The following is a 16835-nucleotide window of genomic DNA, read 5'->3' as shown; positions in this document are numbered from 1 at the left end:
TGGCTCGGAAATGCATTCTGCAGGGGTGGGTGCTGGACTTGGCCGCAGCTACACTCCTGCCAACGCCTCTGTCGGATGGGGGCTCTTGCACGCCCATCGTTTTGGCCTCATGTCGGGGGGGCTATATCAACATTTTTCATGACGACAAATACACTTTTGGTCGAGCCGGCTGGCGAGGTCATCGACTCGCGCCCCCGGATTGGCGAACTTCTCGTTCAGGCCGGGAAACTCTCGTCGCGTGACCTGGAGCGCGCGCTATCTGCCCAGCAGGAAATGGGCGGCATGCTCGGACGTGTGCTGGTCAGGCTGGGACTGGTTTCCGATGGTGATGTGGCCGGCGTCTTGTCCGTGCAGCTGGGTGTTCCATTGGTGCAGGCGGAAGGTTTTCCTGACCTCATGCCGGAGGTTGAAGGGTTGCTGCCTGAGTTTCTTCAGGCCCATGCCATTTATCCGCTGCGCCTGGAGGATGGTGTCTTGCACGTCGCCATGTCTGTGCCGCAAGACGCGTTTGTGGTCAAGGCGCTCCACCTTGCTACAGGCCTTGCGATTCGGCCTCACCTCGCTCTCGAAAGCGATATTGAAAGAGCGCTTGTCGAACCGGTTGAAGAACCTGAGGATGCTGACGACGGCTTTGGCGACGGACTGGATGGTGGTGACTTTGTCGAGCATCTCAAGGATCTCGCCAGCGAGGCCCCTGTCATTCGCTTGGTCAATACCATTATCGGTCGCGTGATTGACTTGCGTGCCTCTGATATTCACTTGGAGCCATTCGATGATGGTTTGCATGTTCGCTATCGCGTTGACGGTGTGATCCACCCCGGTGAACTGGTACCCCCACGCCTGTCTGCAGCTGTCAATTCGCGCGTTAAACTCCTGGCGCACCTCGACATTGCCGAGCGCCGTTTGCCGCAGGATGGCCGTATCAAGACACGTGTGAAGGGCCGTGAACTGGATTTGCGCGTGTCTACCGTCCCGACGGTTCACGGCGAAAGTGTGGTTATGCGGGTCCTTGACCGGGCCAGTGTGCGGCTGGAACTCGAAAAGATGGGTTTCGAAAAAGACACGTTGGCGCGCTTCAACCATTTGCTGGCTCGCCCACACGGCATTTTGCTGGTCACTGGTCCTACCGGCTCAGGCAAGACCACCACCCTGTATGCAGCCTTGGCCAAAATTGACGCCAGTGAGCAGAAAATCATTACCGTCGAAGATCCGGTGGAGTACCAGCTCGAAGGCATCAACCAGATCCAGGTCCACTCGCAGATCAATTTGACATTTGCAAATGCGCTGCGCTCCATACTCCGTCAGGATCCGGACATCATCATGATCGGTGAAATGCGTGACGGGGAAACAGCGCAAATTGCCGTGCAGTCCGCCCTGACGGGCCATTTGGTGCTGTCCACGCTGCACACCAACACCGCCGCTGGTGCGGTGATTCGTATGCAAGATATGGGTGTAGAGCCCTATCTAATCACCTCCGCTGTCAACGGTGTTTTGGCCCAGCGCCTGGTCCGCACACTTTGCGAGCATTGCAAAGAGGCGTACGAGCCGGGCGCTGAGGTGCGCGAGAGTACCGGGTTGTCGCGCTTTTGCGCCCCTGGAAAACTTGTGTACAGGGCGGTTGGCTGTGAGCAGTGTCGTCAATCGGGGTACCGGGGGCGCACGGGCATTCATGAGCTGCTCCTGATCGATGAACCCATGCGTCGAGCCATCATCGAAGGGCGTGATGCCAATGTACTCAACTCGATTGCAGCCCAAAGTGGCATGCTCAGCCTGTATGAGGATGGCCTGCGAAAGGTTGCTGCAGGCTACACCACACTCGATGAGTTGGCTCGGGTGACGCAGGACCAGTCTGATGCCTGAGTTCGCATGGCGAGCCGCCAACAGTGCGGGCAAAGTCGAAGAAGGGCGCCTGACCGCGTCCACTCCTGCCCAGGTGCTCAAGCAATTGCGCGATCAAGGCATGACGCCACTGCATATCGGTGATGCCAGTGCAGCGGCGTCTCTGTCTGATGCCTCCGGTCAGGCCCATTCCTATGGAGGCTTTGCGCGCCCCAAGGGACGCCAGGCCAGGGGGCCTGTTACTTCGCCAGATGTTTTGGCTCTTACATCTGAATTGGCCATCATGCTGCGCGCGGGATTGGCGCTCGACAACGCTTTGCGAGTGCTCATCGATATGAGTCACAAGCCCAGTGTCGCCACTCTGGTGCAGGGCATTCTTGACGCAGTCAAAGGCGGTACGCCGCTCAGTCGTGCATTGGCGGCCCACAGAGACCTGTTTGGCGATTTTTATATCAACATGATCCGGTCTGGCGAAGCCAGTGGCCAGATGTCTGCAGTGCTCGATCGCCTGGTTGAGCATATGGAACGTCAGCGCGCATTGAGGGAGAGTGTTATTTCGGCGACTATTTATCCAGCCATCCTGCTGGGAGTGGCTGTACTGTCGCTGATCGCCATGCTTGGTTTCGTGGTACCTCAGTTTGAGAAGTTGTTCACTGATATGGGCGATGCGCTGCCGGTGCCTACGCGTCTCGTGATGGGGTTGGGGCATGCGTTTACCCAGTATGGTCTGGTGATGGGACTCGTGTTTGCGGGTGTGGGGGTAGTGGCACTACGCTGGCTCAAGTCACCTGCAGGTCGCCGTTGGTGGCAAACGTTGGTTTTGCGCTTGCCACTCATGGGGCCCCTTGCACTCAAATACCAACTGACTCTGTTCTCTCGTTCCCTTGGGACGCTGCTCGGTAACGGCGTACCAATGCTAACGGCGCTTCACATCGCCACAGAAACCGTGGGCAACACTGTGCTTCAGCAAGCGCTTGGGCGAGTGGCGCCTATCGTCAAAGAGGGGGGGAAAGTCGTGCAGGCCATCACGGCCACTGGCATTTTTGCGCCGTTGGCCATCAACCTCATTCGTGTGGGTGAGGAGACGGGGCGCATTGGACCCATGATGCTGGAACTGTCGAATATATTGAACCGGGAGGTCGAAACTGGCATCAAACGCCTGTTGACGCTCGTCGAGCCAGTGCTCATTCTGGTGCTTGGCGTGCTGATCGCGGCCATTATTGTTTCCATCTTGCTCGGAATTCTGTCCATCAATGACCTCGCCATATAATTTTTGTTTGTCCAAGGATTCCTCTCTCATGGTGAGTACAAGTGTTGGCCGCGCTCGCGGCACCGTGTTTGCGGCCCGGCGTTCGCGAGGCTTCACGCTGATTGAGTTGCTGGTGGTGCTGGCAATCCTGACGCTGCTGGCAGGCCTGGTGGGGCCCCGTGTTCTGGGGCAACTGGGTGGGGCCAAGTCCAAGACAGCGGGCGTGCAGATCGCTGATCTGGACAAATCGCTGGAGCTTTTCAAGCTCGATGTGGGGCGCTATCCAACCACTGAAGAAGGCTTGGATGCTCTGGTCAAGCGTCCTGGATCTGTCAATGGTTGGTCCGGCCCTTACCTCAAGGGGGGGGTTCCCTCCGATCCTTGGGGGCGTCCTTACAAATACGCAAACCCTGGCCCGAATGGCGGCATAGAAATTCTCTCGTTGGGGGCCGATGGGGCATCCGGCGGTGAGGGTGAGAACGCCGACATTCGCAACACGCCCTGAGTGCATCTCCTCGGTTGGATTCACCGTGCGGCGTGAACGCGGCTTTACGCTGGTTGAGTTGCTTGTAGTGTTTGGCATCATGGCACTCGTCATCGGGTTGGTGCCTGTGGCCTATGAGCGCATGCGAGAGGCATCGCAGTACCGTGATGCCGTACGCTCTATGTTCAATCAGTTGCGCTCGGCCCGCGCCACGGCTGTCAGTGAGGGCCGTGAGGTCCGCTTCACGGCAGACTTGGCTCGACGCCGCTATGGCGTCGAAGGTATGGAAGTCAAGGCTTTGCCTGAGCCGCTGCAGTTGCGTGCAGTCGTGGCAGACCGCGAGATTGGCCCTCAGGGGCTGGTGTCTATCCGGTTTCTTCCGTCCGGTGGTGCCACTGGCGGCAGCATAGAAATCCTGCGCTCTCCTGGCTCTGGAACGCGCTTGCGTGTGGACTGGTTATCCGGAAGAGCCACGCAGGAAGCATTGCTGCCATGAGGGCGCCCAAGAGGCAACGTGGTCTCACGTTGCTCGAATTGTTGGTCGCGTTTGCCATCATGGCCATGTCGCTGGGCTTGCTCTACCGAGTTATGGGTGGCAGTGTTCGCAGTGCTGGGGACATAGAACGCTACCAGCGTGCAGTCGTCCTTGCCCAATCACTGTTGTCGTTGCGCGATACCGTGCCCGAGGGCGGGTGGCAACAATCGGGCGAATCGGCCGGTTACCTTTGGCAGATCCAGTCCGTACCTTATGCCACTGGGCTGTCGGGCCCCAACATTCCGGCGCTGCATGAGGTGAGTATCTCAATTACCTGGTCAGAGGACCGGCGTCCGCGCAGTTTTGATCTCACTACTTTGCGTCCTGAGCGCAAGCCCCCAGTACAGGTCCGCCCGTGATGCAGAGTTTTATAACTCGTCGATCCGAAGAGCGAGGCTTTACTTTGGTGGAGCTCTTGGTCGTCATGACGTTGCTTTCGCTCGTGATGGTGGCTATGGCGTCTGCCTTGCGCACGGCATCACAAACGGAGGAGCGGGTGGATGTTCGCCTGCAGCGCGTGGATGATTTGCGCACCGTCAGTGGTTTTCTGCGTTCGATATTAGGACGAGTTTCTGCCCAAAAGATCGGCACCCCTGTGGCTAATGGCGCAAGTCCTTATTTTTTCAGTGGCTCGGTGTCGTCCATGAGTTGGGTTGGCGTCATGCCCGCCCGCTATGGAGCTGGTGGCCGGTACCACTTCCGACTCGAGTTAACAGATGCCGGGATCCTATTGTTGCAGTACATGCCTTGGGAGGGTGCAGCTGTGCTGCCTGATTGGGCCTCGGGAGAGAGTACGCCGCTTCTTGCCGGGGTGACGGGGCTGACGTTTCAGTACGAGGATGCCGCCGTCGAGCCTCCTGATTGGTCTGCCCCATGGACGATAACCGACCGATTGCCGGATCGGGTCTCGATTTCAGTGCGGACGAATTCTGGTCCCTGGCCAGAAATTGTCGTGCCGTTGAGGGTTTTGCCGGGTAGCGATCCTAGGACGAGCGGGCCTGTGTTTGGAGGTACCTGAACATGGCTCGAGATAGCGTGAATCTGCCTGTGCGTAGCCAGCGTGGCATGGCATTGTTGGCGGTGCTGTGGATCGTTGCGGCCTTGAGCATTATTGCGACGGGGACCATGCGTACCGTCCGAACAGAAAGCCGAGCCATCGTGCAAGCTCGGCAGCAAGTGGAGGCGCAAGCACTGGGTGACGGTGCCATTCAGATGGCCTTGCAGGCGCTCGTTGCAAACAATCAGCCCCTGACGAAGGCTACCTTGACCGAGATTGCATACCGTAACGTCACCATGCAGGTACAGTCGATGCCTCTGAACGGGCTCATCGATATCAATATGGCGGGGTTGCCGCTGCTGGAGCGACTCCTGTCTGTAGCTGGCGGGCTCCCTGCTGAAGCAGCGCAGGCAACAGCCCAGGCCATAGTCCAGACGCGCATGCGCCGAGACCCCAGAGGCGGCCCCCAGCGCTTTGAGGCAGAAGAGGACCTACTGCGAGTACCCGGTGTTGACTACGACCTCTATGCTAAACTGGAAGGCGTTTTGACCGCAGACTTGCAGGGTTCGGGGCGTGTGAACCCACTGGCGGCACCCGTCGAGGTGCTTGCGGTTCTGGCTGGCGGCAACACAGCAGCTGCTGCGCAGATTGCAATGGCCCGAGATGCGGGCCAAACCGGCGTCGACACCACGGCATTAGATGGTAGTCTGCTGGATGCATCTGTATCCCGCCGCGTTCGAGTCCAGGCTCGCGTGCCCTTGGCCGATGGGGGGTACGTGCGCGTCTCGCGCAGCGTTGACCTCAATGCCCGCACACCTAATGGCGCGCCTTGGCACACCTTCCGGACTGCTGTGCGCCTTGAGCCCCGTAAATCGTAAGCCCCCCGATTCATCTACTAAATGCCAACCATTCAAACCGACGCCCGTTTTCTGGGGCTTGACCTGAGCGCCTTGGGGCGTAGCGTCCGACAGGCGTGGTCGGACATGCAGGGCTCACCGCCGTTTTCGTGGCTCACTCCGGATGCTTCTGTGGTTCTGCTCCAGCAAGATGGAGGTGAGTCGCTGTGGAGGGGGGGCTCGCGTCGCGGCGTGAGCGGCAAGGGCATCCAGGCTCCATTCGTAGCAGTGGAGTTGCCCGATGAATTGCTGTTGCGCCGCACCTTGACAATCCCTGCCATGGGAGAGGTTGACACCGCAAGTGCAGCCGCACTTCAGGTGCGTACGGTCAGTCCCTTCATTGAGCAGGACCTTGTGTGGGGCTATCGTACCCGGCCTGGTGCAGCGGGTGGGGCGAACTTTCTGGATCTCGCATTGGCGTCCCGTAAGCAGATTGCGCAGTATCTTGAGGCGCAAACTAAGCGCTTGGGGGGCAAGACTCCGGAGGTCTGGGTAGACCTGGCTGCAGGGGCTCCCATCGTCTTCAATGGTTACGGCGAAGGAGCTCGGCTTGCTTCGGGCGCGCGAGGGCGATGGGCCCGTTACGGTCTTTTGGCCTCTGCGCTGATCTTGATGGCGGCCATTTTTGTAACTCCTACTTTGCAGTTGCGGGCGCGTGCTATCGAGGCTGTGGGTGCTTATGACGACGTCGTGCACCGCACGCCTGCTTTGGTGAAGGAGCGCGAAGTGCTCATGCAGTCGGTAGAAAAGCTCAACGTATTGTCGGAGCTGCTTGCAGGCCGTGTGGAGCCGATGAGAGTGCTTGATCGGCTTACTAAAGTGCTGCCCGACGACACGGCTCTCCAGGGGTTCACGCTCAAGGGGCCGAAGGTCACGATCACGGGCTTGACTGCCAATGCCTCTGCACTCATGCAGATCCTTGGCGAGCAACCAGGTATTCGCGATGTTCGTGCACCTACCCCCACTACGCGTGTTGCGGGCGCGAACTCCAAGGAAAACTTCGTCATCGAGTTTTCGCTTGACCCGCAAGAGTTTGGGGTTGCCTTGGTACCTCAACCTGCGGCCATGACGGCATCGATGCCTGCTTCAACCGTTACATCCGCAGCTCCTGCAGGAGTTGTGAACGCTCCGTCTACCCCGGTGGCTAAGCCTGCCTCCGCACCAAGCGCCGCTGCAAGTGCGTCGACGGCTACCGCTCCGCCCGCCGCCCCGGGCGCTCTTGTGCCCGTGTTTGGCGGAAGTCCGCCCCAAGTGCCTGCAAAGTCTTCCTCGGCAAAACCCGAGCGCAAAGGAGCTCCATGAACACGCTCGCAGTACGCCGAACGGCACTTGTCGTGCTGCTGCTGGCCGTTGTACTGCTCCCTGTCATTGGCGGAGCGGTGTATGTGCGGACCAAACACGCCTGGGGTAAGGAGCGTCTTGCGCAGATTGAACCCCGGTATGCGCGGCTGCTGGGGCTTGAATCGCAACGGGGCGAACTCGAAGCCGCACGCCAAAGAGCAACCGAGTTGCGCGCGCAGTACGTGTACCCTGCAGCTTTGGACGGAACCCAAACAGGCAACCAGGCTCAGCAAAAGGTGCGTGACCTGTTTTCATCCGCAGGGCTGCAGGTCATTACCAGCCAGGTACTCCCTCCGAAGGAGGAGAAAGGTTTTGACCGTATTCCACTCGTCCTGCGTGCAGAGGGTGAATTGCTGGGCTTGCAAAGCGCGTTGGCAGTGCTTGGTGCTCAGCAGCCGGTCATTGTGATCAATGAATTGGATGTACAGGTATTGGGAGGGCTGGCAAACATCAACCCCAAATTGCCTCCGCGCCTGTCGGCGCAATTCACTCTGAGCGTGCTGAGAGAGCGGCCATGAAGAAATACTCGCTGCATGTTCTGTTGTTCGTCAATGCCGTATTGGCATTGGTGTTGGCGAGGCTTTGGATTGATTCATCGGGGCACCTGCGCAACATTCGCTGGCAAGCGCCGGCCCCGCAGACAGCGGACTATCCATCAATGGTGCCGGCGCTGCCGCGTGCGGTGCCGACCGATACCTCCCAGTTCATTGCCATGCTGGATCGGCCTGTTTTCTCGCCCACGCGGCGTCCTCCGCCTCCGCCCCCGCCGCCGGAGGAAAAAGCGCCAACTGACAATCTCAGCACTGCGCAGCTCTCAGGGCTCTTTATGGGGGATGGCGATGGAGGTGCCATCATCCAGATTGCGGGCAAGCACAGGCGCGTCAGGTTGCGCGAGGTGGTCGAAGGCTGGGCGCTTTCGGCCATTCAAGACCGCAGTGTTACCTTTACGCAGGGCGGGCAGAGTCGAGTGCTCCAGCTGCCGCGTGCAGCATTGACCACGTACACCGGTTTGCCCCCCAGTGCGGGCACCGCTGCCCCCCCGGTCGCTCCTCGGCCGGCTGCGGCGCAGAATTTGTCGCCGTCAGCCGCTAACAACGGTACGCCTGTTCCGCAACCGACGGCGCGTCCGACCGGGCGCCCGCTGGTGCCCGTCTTTGGCGGTAGCGCACCGCAATAACACAAACTGCTCGCCCCGCGCCGTGTCCAACTTCACCCCACAAGGGCTTGTGTAACTCTATGACTTCCACCCGATTTGTACTGACCGCCATTGCCCTTGCGGCTGCTCAGGCGGCACTAGCTCAGGATGTGCAGCCCGCTTCTGTAGAGGCTGCCCAGCCGCCTGCTGCGCGCACCCAGGCCCCTACTGCTCCGCGAGGCGCGGTCGCTGCGCCAGACGCTCCCGGTGCGGAGGTTGCCCCTTCCTCTGCCAGTCCGTCGCCCAACACTGCGCAACCCCGCTACATTCAGGGCAACGATCAGGTGTTGGCGCCCGCGCGGCCGGTTTCACCTATTGAAGGGGCTCCGCTCTCGTTCAATTTTGAAGAAGCGCCCGTTGCCGAGGTGGCTCGAACGATTTTGGGGGACATCCTCAAAATTCCTTACGTGCTGCACCCGCCGCTTGCCGGAACTGTCACCCTGTCCACGCGCACCCCCATCCAGCCAGACCAGGCTGTATTTTTGCTGGAAAGCGCATTGCAGGCCAATGGGCTTGCCATGGTGCGGGACGTACGGGGCACGTACCACGTCGGCAAAGCCGATGCACTCAAGAGCATCGGTAGCGCCGTACGCCAGTTCGCGGGCGGTAGCGGCGCACCCCTGCCTCCAGGGTATGGAGCCATCGTAGTTCCGCTGCGCTTCATTGGTGCGGGGGAGATGGCTACTATTCTCCGGCCGCTGGCACCCGCCGACGCCATCGTTCGTGTGGACAATGTGCGCAATCTGCTGGTGCTTGCCGGCACCCGCAGTCAGGCGGAGGGTTGGCTGGATCTCGTCAATACGTTTGATGTGGACCTGCTCAAAGGCATGTCCGTGGGGCTCTTCCCGCTGAAGTACGCCACCATCAAGGAGGTCGAGGCGGCCTTGCGGCTGGTCAGTGGTTCGGCCCAGGCGCCGGCGGGCGCCCCCAGCGGTTCCTCCCTGGCAACCACGGCAGGCGCAGCATCTGCGGCTTCGGGCGCGTCCGCAGCGGCTGCCATGCTGGGCGAGGGCAACCCGCTGTTTGGAGCCCTGCGAGTCATGCCGGTGGAGCGGCTCAATAGCATCTTGGTGGTGACACCTCGCGCTGCTTACCTGGAAGAGGCGCGCAGATGGATCGAAAAGCTCGACCAACCCAGCGACAACGGTGCCGAAGCGCAATTGTTCATCTACCGTGTCCAGAATGGCAATGCCAAGCATCTGGCCAGTGTGCTGTCCGGCATCTTTGGCTCTAGCCCGACCAACACGGCCACAGCCAACAGCGGCGTAGCTCCGGGTCTGGGTGGGGCGGCGGGTACGTCACAAGTGCAATCGCCCTTTGGCGGCACAGGCTCTGCATTCGGCAATAGCGCCTGGGGCAACTCCGGCAATACCGGCTACGCCACGACGAACCGCACCGGCTCGACCATGAGTGGCTCTAGCGCCTTTGGTAATACCAACTCCTTCCAGAACCGCAATAGCCAAACAGCAAACACCACATCCCAGGGCATGGTGGCAGCCAATGTGGGCGGGGTTCGCGTCATGGCGGACGAGCTCAACAACTCCATCCTGGTGTGGAGCACGCGCGCCGAGTTCCAGAAGATCGAATCCACCCTGAAGCGGCTGGACCAGCCGCCCACCCAGGTGCTCATCGACGCGTCGATCATCGAAGTCACGTTGAATGACACGCTGCAATATGGTCTGCAATGGGCCTTCAGCGGCGGAACCGGGGGGGGCAACACCGGGGTGGGGCAGCTGTCCACCAATGACAAAAACCCAAACAACAGCGGTAGCCTCAATGTCATCGCCGGTGCGGGATTCACTTACTCGTTGATCAATTCGGCCAGCAAGGTCCGGGTGATCCTGAATGCGCTGGCCAGCCAAGATCTGCTCAAAGTGGTGTCCAACCCATCGTTGATGGTACTGGACAATCACACCGCGATGATGGCGGTGGGCGACCAGGTACCTGTGCTGACAAGCACCACTGATTTCCTCAACAACAGCAACGTCTCGACGAGCACCGTCCAGTACCGCGATACCGGCGTCAATCTGGCTGTCACTCCATCGGTGAATGCGGGCAACTTGGTGACCATGCAGATCGACCAGAGCATGACCGATCAATCTACTTTGACGGGCGCCAACAATCAGCCGATCTTCCTGCAGCGGCAAATCAGCAGCAAGGTGGCCGTGCGCAGTGGCGACACCATTGTTTTGGGGGGGTTGATCAAAGACAATCGCTCCGCGGGGAAAAGTGGCGTTCCTTTGCTCAAGGATGTGCCGCTTCTGGGCAACTTGTTCAGTAACACGACCAACACCGGTAAGCGAACCGAGCTGTTGGTGGTTTTGAGCCCCCGGGTGGTCCGCACCGACCCCGAAATACGCGAAGTGAGTGAAGACTTACGTGATCGCCTGCGAGGGCTGAACATCATTGAAATGCGCGATGGAGCCAAGGCGCGCCCTGCTCCGGCAGTGCAGTCCGTCAGTCCGCAGTAACTCGCGTGGTAGTTAGTGTTAGTAATCAATCAAACGTAGATTGTTAATAGAAGGAAACCATCAAGATGAAGACTCTTTCGTGGATTCGCCAGCGCCAACCTCTCTGGATGCCCGCGCTGGCCACAGTGGCTGCCATGGCGTTGGCTGGTTGCGCTACTTTGGCGGCTCCGCCAGAGAAGGTGGTGGAGAAGCGCGCCACCGAATACTGGAAGGCGCGCATTGCCGGCGATTACGCCAAGGCCTATTCGCTGTCCACACCCGCTTACCGCAAGCTGCATACTGCCGAGCAGTTTCGTGCGCAGTTCGGTGAAGGCGCATCCTTGCAAGGTGCAGAGCCGATCAATGTCACTTGTGAGCCAGAAAAATGCACGGTGCGCATCAAAATCAGTGCCGCACCTGCTCTGGTGGGCATGAATTTGGGTACCATTGCAACCCACCTGAGTGAGACTTGGCTGTTGGAAGACGGCCAGTGGTGGCGCTACCAAGATCTGTAAGGGTTGAGGCAGCTCCCTTGCAGGCCAGGGGATGAGGTTTTGGTTATTCGGGACTGTTGTATTTGGTCAACAAACACCAGCAGGCCCGCGTAATCAAGTGTAGTTCCCAAGAGCGCTGTGCTACGATTCTCTAGCGTAATCAATCGTGGTAGTTGCGCTTACCAACTTTTTAACTGGAGTTCTTGTATGAAAAAAAATGTGATGGCCCTGAGCATTGCTGCCATGATTGGTGGCCTGGGCTTCGCGGGTGTCGCGTCGGCTGACGTGGTTGTTGGCACCGATGCTGGTCCTCAAACTGCGACTACCTATGCTGGCAAGATTATTGCCAAGCCAACGGCAGCTGCCCTGGCTGTGACGGCTGGTGGTGTGGGCCACGCTCTGGTGGTGCCTTACTTCAATGCGCAAAACGGCAACATGACCGTTCTGCACATCACCAACACCGACCAAACCAACGGTAAGGTCGCCAAGGTGCGTTTCCGCTCCGCTTCCAACTCTGACGACCTGCTGGACTTCCAGGTTTTCCTGTCGCCTGGCGACGTGTGGACGGCTGCTGTGACGGCTGATGCCAATGGCCTGGCCCAAATCACCACTGCAGACAACACCTGCACGGTGCCTGCGCTGACCACCCAGTCCTTCAACAACTCCACCAGCCGCCTGCCTGGCTACCTGACGGAAGCTCAGCGCACTGCACTGACCCGCGAAGGTTACGTGGAAGTGTTCAACGTGGCTGACATCACGGCTCTGAAGGCATTCGACACCAACGGTGCCCTGAATGCTGCTGGTCCTAACCGTTCCCCTCTGTACACTGCTACCAAGCACGTGTCTGGTGTGGCTCCTTGCTCCGTTGCTGGCTCTACCGCTCGTTCGACTCTGAACGCAGCTGCTATCGCTGACTACACCACTGAAGCTCAAGTGGCTGCTGCTGGTCTGGACAGCCCCACCGGCGGCCTGATGGGTGACTGGTACATCATCAATGTGCCCCAAACCACCGTGTTCTCGGGTGCTGCAACTGCTATTGCTGCCAACACTGCTGGTGGTGTGAACGGTGTGGCCAACTTCCGTCACTTCGCGCAGCTGGGCAATGCCCTGGTTACGCTGAACGCCAACGGCGCAGACGGCGTGACGGCTGACCCGCTGTTCCGTGCTCTGAACGTGTTCGATGCAACGGGTGCTGCTGTCGCTGCCGCTACGCTGCCCATGCTGAACTACGACGCACCTGACCTGTCTACGCCTTTCTTCGGCGCGGCTAACTCGGCTAACACGCTGGCACAAGCCACGAGTCTGCTGTCGGCCCTGGCTGTGAAGTCGGTGACCAACCAGTACGCTCTGGACGCATCGATCACCGCGAAGACCGACTGGGTGTTCTCCATGCCTGCACGTCGTTACAACGTGGCTGCCAACTACGCAGCTGTGACCGGCACGAGCGGCGCTACCGGCCCAACGTCGTCCAACGCAAAGTACCGTCTGTTCACTGACTTGAACGCTTCCGCCACGCAAGCTGGTGAGTGGTTCTATCCAGCGGTGAATGGTGCTGTTTACGCTACTGGCGGCGGTACCTACAAGGCTGGTGGCAACACCACTGTGGATACCAACGGTAACATCTGCGTGTACGCCGATGGTCAGAAGTTCTTCGACCGTGAAGAAACCTCTGCTACTGCAGGTCCAGTGTTCTCGCCTGGTACCGCCAGCTCCGTTGCATTCTGCGGCGAAGTCAGCGTGCTGGCCTTCTCTGACACGGGCAACTCCGTGTTGGGCGCTTCGGTTGCTCGTAGCACCATCACTTCCGGCATCTACACGAACGGCTGGGGCGTGATCGACACGACCAACGCTGCTCAAGGTCTGCCACTGCTGGGTAACTCCTTCATCAAGCTGACCAACCCACAAGCTGGTGTTGGCGTGTCGGGTACCTACGGTATCTCTTGGCCACACCGCTACACGAAGTAATTCGTGGGCACTTAATCGCGGCAACGCGATCCAAAAAAGGCGGGGGATTCCCCGCCTTTTTTTCATTTCATATCTCCTTTTTATCCATGAAGCTTCTGACTACAACTTGCATCTCGCCGCTGCGCGGTATTACCTTGGCTGCTGCTTTGCTCGCCTGTGGTTCGATGGCCCAGGCAGCGGGCCCTGTGCCCTTGACTCAGGGCGGGAAATTTGCCATCACCAGCGTTGATCTGGAGGCAGATGCACTGATGCGCATGCCCGCGGAAATGCGCCCTATGGTGCTGGGCAACAAGCAGAGCGTGAGCCAAGTGGCCATGAATATGTATGTGCGCCGTGCCCTGGGCCAGCAGGCCTTGAAGGAAGGACTGGACAAGGACCCGCAGGTGGTTGCCATGCTGCAACTGGCGCGCGACAAGGTTCTGTCTGACATGATGCTGGCGCGCATTGATCAGCAGGCGGCACCCAGCGATGCTGCCGCCCTTGAAATGGCTCGCAGCATTTACCGTGCGAAGCCTGAACGCTTCCAGGTGGGCGAGCAGGTACAAGCGCGGCACATTCTCATTGGAGGGGTCACCCCGGAATCGCGTGCCAAAGCCGAAAAATTGCTTGCGGACATCAAGAAGGGTGGGGATTTCGCCAAGCTGGCAGAAGAGCACTCCACCGACAAGGGCAGTGCAGCTCGTGGCGGCGATCTGGGTTTGTTCCCAAAGGGCCGGATGGTGCCCGCCTTTGATGAAGCTGTCTTTGATCTCAAGAAAAAAGGCGACCTCAGTGGTGTGGTGGAAACCCAGTTTGGATACCACATCATCCAGTTGGAAGACCGCAAGCCGCCAAGCAATCGCTCCTTCGACGAGGTGAAAGATGAGTTGCTCAAGGAAGTGCGCGCCAGCGTCACGCAAGATGCTCGCGTGAAGGCAGCACAAAAGCTGCAAGACGGTGTGGAGCCCAATGCCAAGGCCATTGAAGACTTTGCGGCAGGCTACGCCAAAGGAGCTAGCATCCCGGTGCCAGCCAAGTAATATGGGTAGCGGGCGGCCAATTGCCCAAGGCCTAATCGCCTGAAGCCAAGGCCAGACGAGCCACGGTGGGCGGCTGTCCGCCTGCAACCTTCTTCTGATGAATATTCTCTGGAGCGAAGCGCGCGCGCTGTGGCGTGCGCGCACATTGGTGTGGGTGCTCACGCGCCGGGAGGTGGCTTCACGCCACTCCGGTACGGCACTGGGCATTGTCTGGCCCTATCTGCAGCCACTGCTCACTGTGGCTGCGTACTACCTAGTGTTTGATGTGGTGTTTGGCATGCGCCTGGGCGAGCAGGCCCCTACAAGGGCCGTTGGCGCGTATCTGGTAGTTGGCGCCTTGCCGTGGATGGCGTTTTGCGATGCCGTACAGCGCGGCATGACCAGCTTGATCGACGCTGGCAGCCTGTTGCACAAGAACCCTCTGCCACCTGTTCTGTTTACGTCACGCTCAGTGTTGGCCAGCTTCTCTATTTATGGCCCGTTGCTGCTGCTGGTAGCGGTGGCCTACATTCCTGCGCATGGGCTGAAGCCAGCCATCCTGGCTCTGCTGCCTTTGCTGCTGCTGCAAATGCTGTTGTGCATGGTGCTGGGTTACGCACTGGCCATACTGGCTGCGGCGCTGCGAGACGTTGCGCAGCTGGTGGGCTTTCTGCTCTCCGTGGGCATCTATCTGTCACCCATTCTGTTTCCCATTCAGCTCTTTCCCCAAGCCTGGCGCTGGGTACTATGGCTCAACCCGATGACGGGTCTGGTCATGGGATATCAGCAAGTGCTGCTGCAAGGTCTGTGGCCCCAGTGGAGCGTATGGTGCGCAACGCTTGTGTGGGTGTGTGCACTGTCAGTGGTGCTGAACGCCTTGGTGGCCCGCAGCCGTGACCAATTGGTGGACTGGTTGTGAGCACCAAAAACTCCCCCAATACGCCGAGCGTGGTGCCTGACACCGTGCTGTCAGTGGCTGGCGTAGCTAAAGAATACAAGCTTTATCCCACCCCCCGGGCCAGGCTGCGTGCGCTGTTGACGGGCAAAGCCACCCACCGCAGCCACTGGGCACTGAGCGATGTGTCGTTTGAATTGCGGCGTGGCGAATGTATTGGTGTGATCGGTGACAACGGTGCAGGCAAAAGCACTTTGCTCAAACTGTTGGCGGGTACTTTGCAGCCCAGCCATGGGCGTATTGATCGCGTAGGCCGGGTGACTGCCATTCTGGAGCTGGGCGCTGGCTTTCACCCCGACTTCAGCGGCCGCGACAATCTTTACTTCGCGGGCAGCCTGATCGGTATCAATCATGATGAGATGGCGCGCCTGGAGCCTGAAATCATCGATTTCTGCGAACTGGGTGAGGCGCTGGACCGGCCGGTAAAAACCTATTCGTCGGGCATGACCGTGCGCTTGGCTTTTGCCCTGGTGACTGCTGTGCAGCCCGACGTTCTGATCATCGACGAAGCGCTGGCCGTAGGGGATCAGAATTTTCAGAAAAAGTGTGTCGAGCGCATCACGGCGTTTCGTAACAGCGGCTGCACCATCCTGTTCTGTTCACACAGCCCCTACCACATTCGCCATCTGTGCGACCGGGCACTCTGGCTCAAAGGGGGCCGGGTGGAGCAGTTCGGCAATACAGAGGCGGTGCTTGCCGCGTACGACGTACACACGCGAGCGCGTGAAGCCGCGGCCGAGGGCGACGCTCCTGGTGGGCCCGTGCCAGCTGTGACCGAAGGTGCTGGTGCAGGGCATCCTCCAGATGGTTCAATGGCTGACCAGTCGCGGCATTTCACCGCCCCAAAGGCGGCAAGTGATGGCGGCAGTGCCTGCATTCTGTCGGTGGATGTGGCGCACCTCAATGATGCGGTGGGCGACCAGCCGCCGGTGCTCCAAGGCCATGATCTGGTGGTGACCATCCGTGCCCGAGGGCGGGGGATGGAGCGCCCGAATATCGGGTTCATGATCGAGCAGTCAAAGGGCGTGGGCATCACATCACTTGCTACGCACGAAGATGGAGCAGTGCCTGTCCAACTTGACGACGGCACCTGGCAATCCGTCCTGACCTTCCCGGATCTCCCTCTACACAGCGGCGACTATGTGATCAGTGCTTTTTTGTTCGACGAAACGGGGCTGGCAGTGTATGACCAGTGGTTTCAGTTTTTGCACTTCCGCTTCATTTTCCCCAAGCCGCTACCTGGTTTGGTGCGGCTGCCCCACCGCTGGAGTTGACGCCCGCAGACTCTCCCGCAGATCCTCGGCTGACTCATTTGCGTACAGCGGGGCTGTCAAAGCACCAAGGCGCAGGATGTCGCGCTTGCAGCGTGCACCTGTCCTGCGCTCCCGAGTCGGCATCTTCCAGCTGCTCCCCGATAATCTGTGGTTTCTCGCGCAT

General features: G+C 59.5%; 16 protein-coding genes. All 16 read left to right on the top strand.

Annotation, left to right across the window (positions count from 1 at the left end; all coding sequences use genetic code 11):
• Positions 1–138 precede the first annotated feature (138 nt).
• The 16 genes from gspE to ASC83_RS05925 all read left to right on the top strand — a co-directional run bounded on the left by gspE (position 139) and on the right by ASC83_RS05925 (position 16672).
• The gene (gene gspE, locus ASC83_RS06000) at positions 139–1860 is read left to right on the top strand and encodes a type II secretion system ATPase GspE (protein WP_056059461.1); all 1722 of its coding nucleotides are present in this window, start codon (positions 139–141) and stop codon (positions 1858–1860) included.
• Positions 1853–3109, top strand: coding sequence for a type II secretion system F family protein (locus ASC83_RS05995; protein WP_056059459.1), 1257 nt, complete (start codon positions 1853–1855; stop codon positions 3107–3109). The genes gspE and ASC83_RS05995 overlap by 8 nt, the downstream gene beginning before the upstream one ends.
• 28 nt (positions 3110–3137) lie before the next feature.
• The gene (gene gspG / locus ASC83_RS05990; RefSeq protein ID WP_056059457.1) at positions 3138–3593 is read left to right on the top strand and encodes a type II secretion system major pseudopilin GspG; all 456 of its coding nucleotides are present in this window, start codon (positions 3138–3140) and stop codon (positions 3591–3593) included.
• A 25-nt stretch (positions 3594–3618) separates the two neighbouring features.
• Positions 3619–4068: a type II secretion system protein gene (locus tag ASC83_RS05985; RefSeq protein WP_056059455.1), complete on the top strand. Its 450-nt coding sequence runs from the start codon at positions 3619–3621 to the stop codon at positions 4066–4068.
• On the top strand, positions 4065–4466 hold the full coding sequence (locus tag ASC83_RS05980; protein WP_056059454.1) for a prepilin-type N-terminal cleavage/methylation domain-containing protein: 402 nt from the start codon (positions 4065–4067) through the stop codon (positions 4464–4466). The genes ASC83_RS05985 and ASC83_RS05980 overlap by 4 nt, the downstream gene beginning before the upstream one ends.
• Complete coding sequence (locus ASC83_RS05975; protein ID WP_056059453.1) at positions 4466–5125, top strand: prepilin-type N-terminal cleavage/methylation domain-containing protein; 660 nt, start codon at positions 4466–4468, stop codon at positions 5123–5125. Before ASC83_RS05980 ends, ASC83_RS05975 begins: the two co-directional genes overlap by 1 nt.
• Before the next feature lie 2 nt (positions 5126–5127).
• Complete coding sequence (locus ASC83_RS05970; RefSeq protein ID WP_082522363.1) at positions 5128–5982, top strand: general secretion pathway protein GspK; 855 nt, start codon at positions 5128–5130, stop codon at positions 5980–5982.
• A gap of 21 nt (positions 5983–6003) precedes the next feature.
• The gene (locus tag ASC83_RS05965) at positions 6004–7302 is read left to right on the top strand and encodes a PilN domain-containing protein (protein ID WP_056059447.1); all 1299 of its coding nucleotides are present in this window, start codon (positions 6004–6006) and stop codon (positions 7300–7302) included.
• Positions 7299–7859 carry a type II secretion system protein GspM gene (gene gspM, locus ASC83_RS05960; RefSeq protein ID WP_056059445.1) on the top strand — a complete coding sequence of 187 codons (561 nt, stop codon included), beginning with the start codon at positions 7299–7301 and terminating at the stop codon, positions 7857–7859. Before ASC83_RS05965 ends, gspM begins: the two co-directional genes overlap by 4 nt.
• Positions 7856–8518, top strand: a complete 663-nt coding sequence (locus ASC83_RS05955) for a hypothetical protein (protein ID WP_156379446.1) — start codon at positions 7856–7858, stop codon at positions 8516–8518. The genes gspM and ASC83_RS05955 overlap by 4 nt, the downstream gene beginning before the upstream one ends.
• A 59-nt stretch (positions 8519–8577) precedes the next feature.
• Positions 8578–11007 carry a type II secretion system secretin GspD gene (gene gspD, locus ASC83_RS05950; protein ID WP_056059443.1) on the top strand — a complete coding sequence of 810 codons (2430 nt, stop codon included), beginning with the start codon at positions 8578–8580 and terminating at the stop codon, positions 11005–11007.
• 134 nt (positions 11008–11141) lie between these two features.
• Positions 11142–11501 (top strand): hypothetical protein, encoded by a 360-nt coding sequence (locus tag ASC83_RS05945; RefSeq protein WP_235509324.1) that lies wholly within the window; start codon positions 11142–11144, stop codon positions 11499–11501.
• A gap of 186 nt (positions 11502–11687) precedes the next feature.
• The gene (locus ASC83_RS05940) at positions 11688–13445 is read left to right on the top strand and encodes a hypothetical protein (protein WP_056059441.1); all 1758 of its coding nucleotides are present in this window, start codon (positions 11688–11690) and stop codon (positions 13443–13445) included.
• 86 nt (positions 13446–13531) lie between these two features.
• Positions 13532–14464, top strand: a complete 933-nt coding sequence (locus ASC83_RS05935) for a peptidylprolyl isomerase (RefSeq protein ID WP_056059439.1) — start codon at positions 13532–13534, stop codon at positions 14462–14464.
• Positions 14465–14561: 97 nt separating this feature from the next.
• Positions 14562–15362: an ABC transporter permease gene (locus ASC83_RS05930; protein ID WP_056059437.1), complete on the top strand. Its 801-nt coding sequence runs from the start codon at positions 14562–14564 to the stop codon at positions 15360–15362.
• On the top strand, positions 15359–16672 hold the full coding sequence (locus ASC83_RS05925) for an ABC transporter ATP-binding protein (protein WP_369816948.1): 1314 nt from the start codon (positions 15359–15361) through the stop codon (positions 16670–16672). Before ASC83_RS05930 ends, ASC83_RS05925 begins: the two co-directional genes overlap by 4 nt.
• Positions 16673–16835 lie beyond the last annotated feature (163 nt).

The sequence above is a fragment of the Acidovorax sp. Root402 genome (assembly GCF_001425125.1).
Taxonomy (GTDB): domain Bacteria; phylum Pseudomonadota; class Gammaproteobacteria; order Burkholderiales; family Burkholderiaceae_C; genus Acidovorax; species Acidovorax delafieldii.
Note: the sequence above shows the minus strand (reverse complement) of the source record. Positions and strands in the feature narration are given on the sequence as shown.

Bases quoted from the DNA above. Each gene is read 5' to 3' on its own strand.
- gspE (WP_056059461.1), top strand. From the start codon at position 139: ATGACGACAAATACACTTTTGGTCGAGCCGGCTGGCGAGGTCATCGAC.
- ASC83_RS05995 (WP_056059459.1), top strand. From the start codon at position 1,853: ATGCCTGAGTTCGCATGGCGAGCCGCCAACAGTGCGGGCAAAGTCGAA.
- gspG (WP_056059457.1), top strand. From the start codon at position 3,138: ATGGTGAGTACAAGTGTTGGCCGCGCTCGCGGCACCGTGTTTGCGGCC.
- ASC83_RS05980 (WP_056059454.1), top strand. From the start codon at position 4,065: ATGAGGGCGCCCAAGAGGCAACGTGGTCTCACGTTGCTCGAATTGTTG.
- ASC83_RS05975 (WP_056059453.1), top strand. From the start codon at position 4,466: ATGCAGAGTTTTATAACTCGTCGATCCGAAGAGCGAGGCTTTACTTTG.
- ASC83_RS05970 (WP_082522363.1), top strand. From the start codon at position 5,128: ATGGCTCGAGATAGCGTGAATCTGCCTGTGCGTAGCCAGCGTGGCATG.
- ASC83_RS05965 (WP_056059447.1), top strand. From the start codon at position 6,004: ATGCCAACCATTCAAACCGACGCCCGTTTTCTGGGGCTTGACCTGAGC.
- gspM (WP_056059445.1), top strand. From the start codon at position 7,299: ATGAACACGCTCGCAGTACGCCGAACGGCACTTGTCGTGCTGCTGCTG.
- ASC83_RS05955 (WP_156379446.1), top strand. From the start codon at position 7,856: ATGAAGAAATACTCGCTGCATGTTCTGTTGTTCGTCAATGCCGTATTG.
- gspD (WP_056059443.1), top strand. From the start codon at position 8,578: ATGACTTCCACCCGATTTGTACTGACCGCCATTGCCCTTGCGGCTGCT.
- ASC83_RS05945 (WP_235509324.1), top strand. From the start codon at position 11,142: ATGGCGTTGGCTGGTTGCGCTACTTTGGCGGCTCCGCCAGAGAAGGTG.
- ASC83_RS05940 (WP_056059441.1), top strand. From the start codon at position 11,688: ATGAAAAAAAATGTGATGGCCCTGAGCATTGCTGCCATGATTGGTGGC.
- ASC83_RS05935 (WP_056059439.1), top strand. From the start codon at position 13,532: ATGAAGCTTCTGACTACAACTTGCATCTCGCCGCTGCGCGGTATTACC.
- ASC83_RS05930 (WP_056059437.1), top strand. From the start codon at position 14,562: ATGAATATTCTCTGGAGCGAAGCGCGCGCGCTGTGGCGTGCGCGCACA.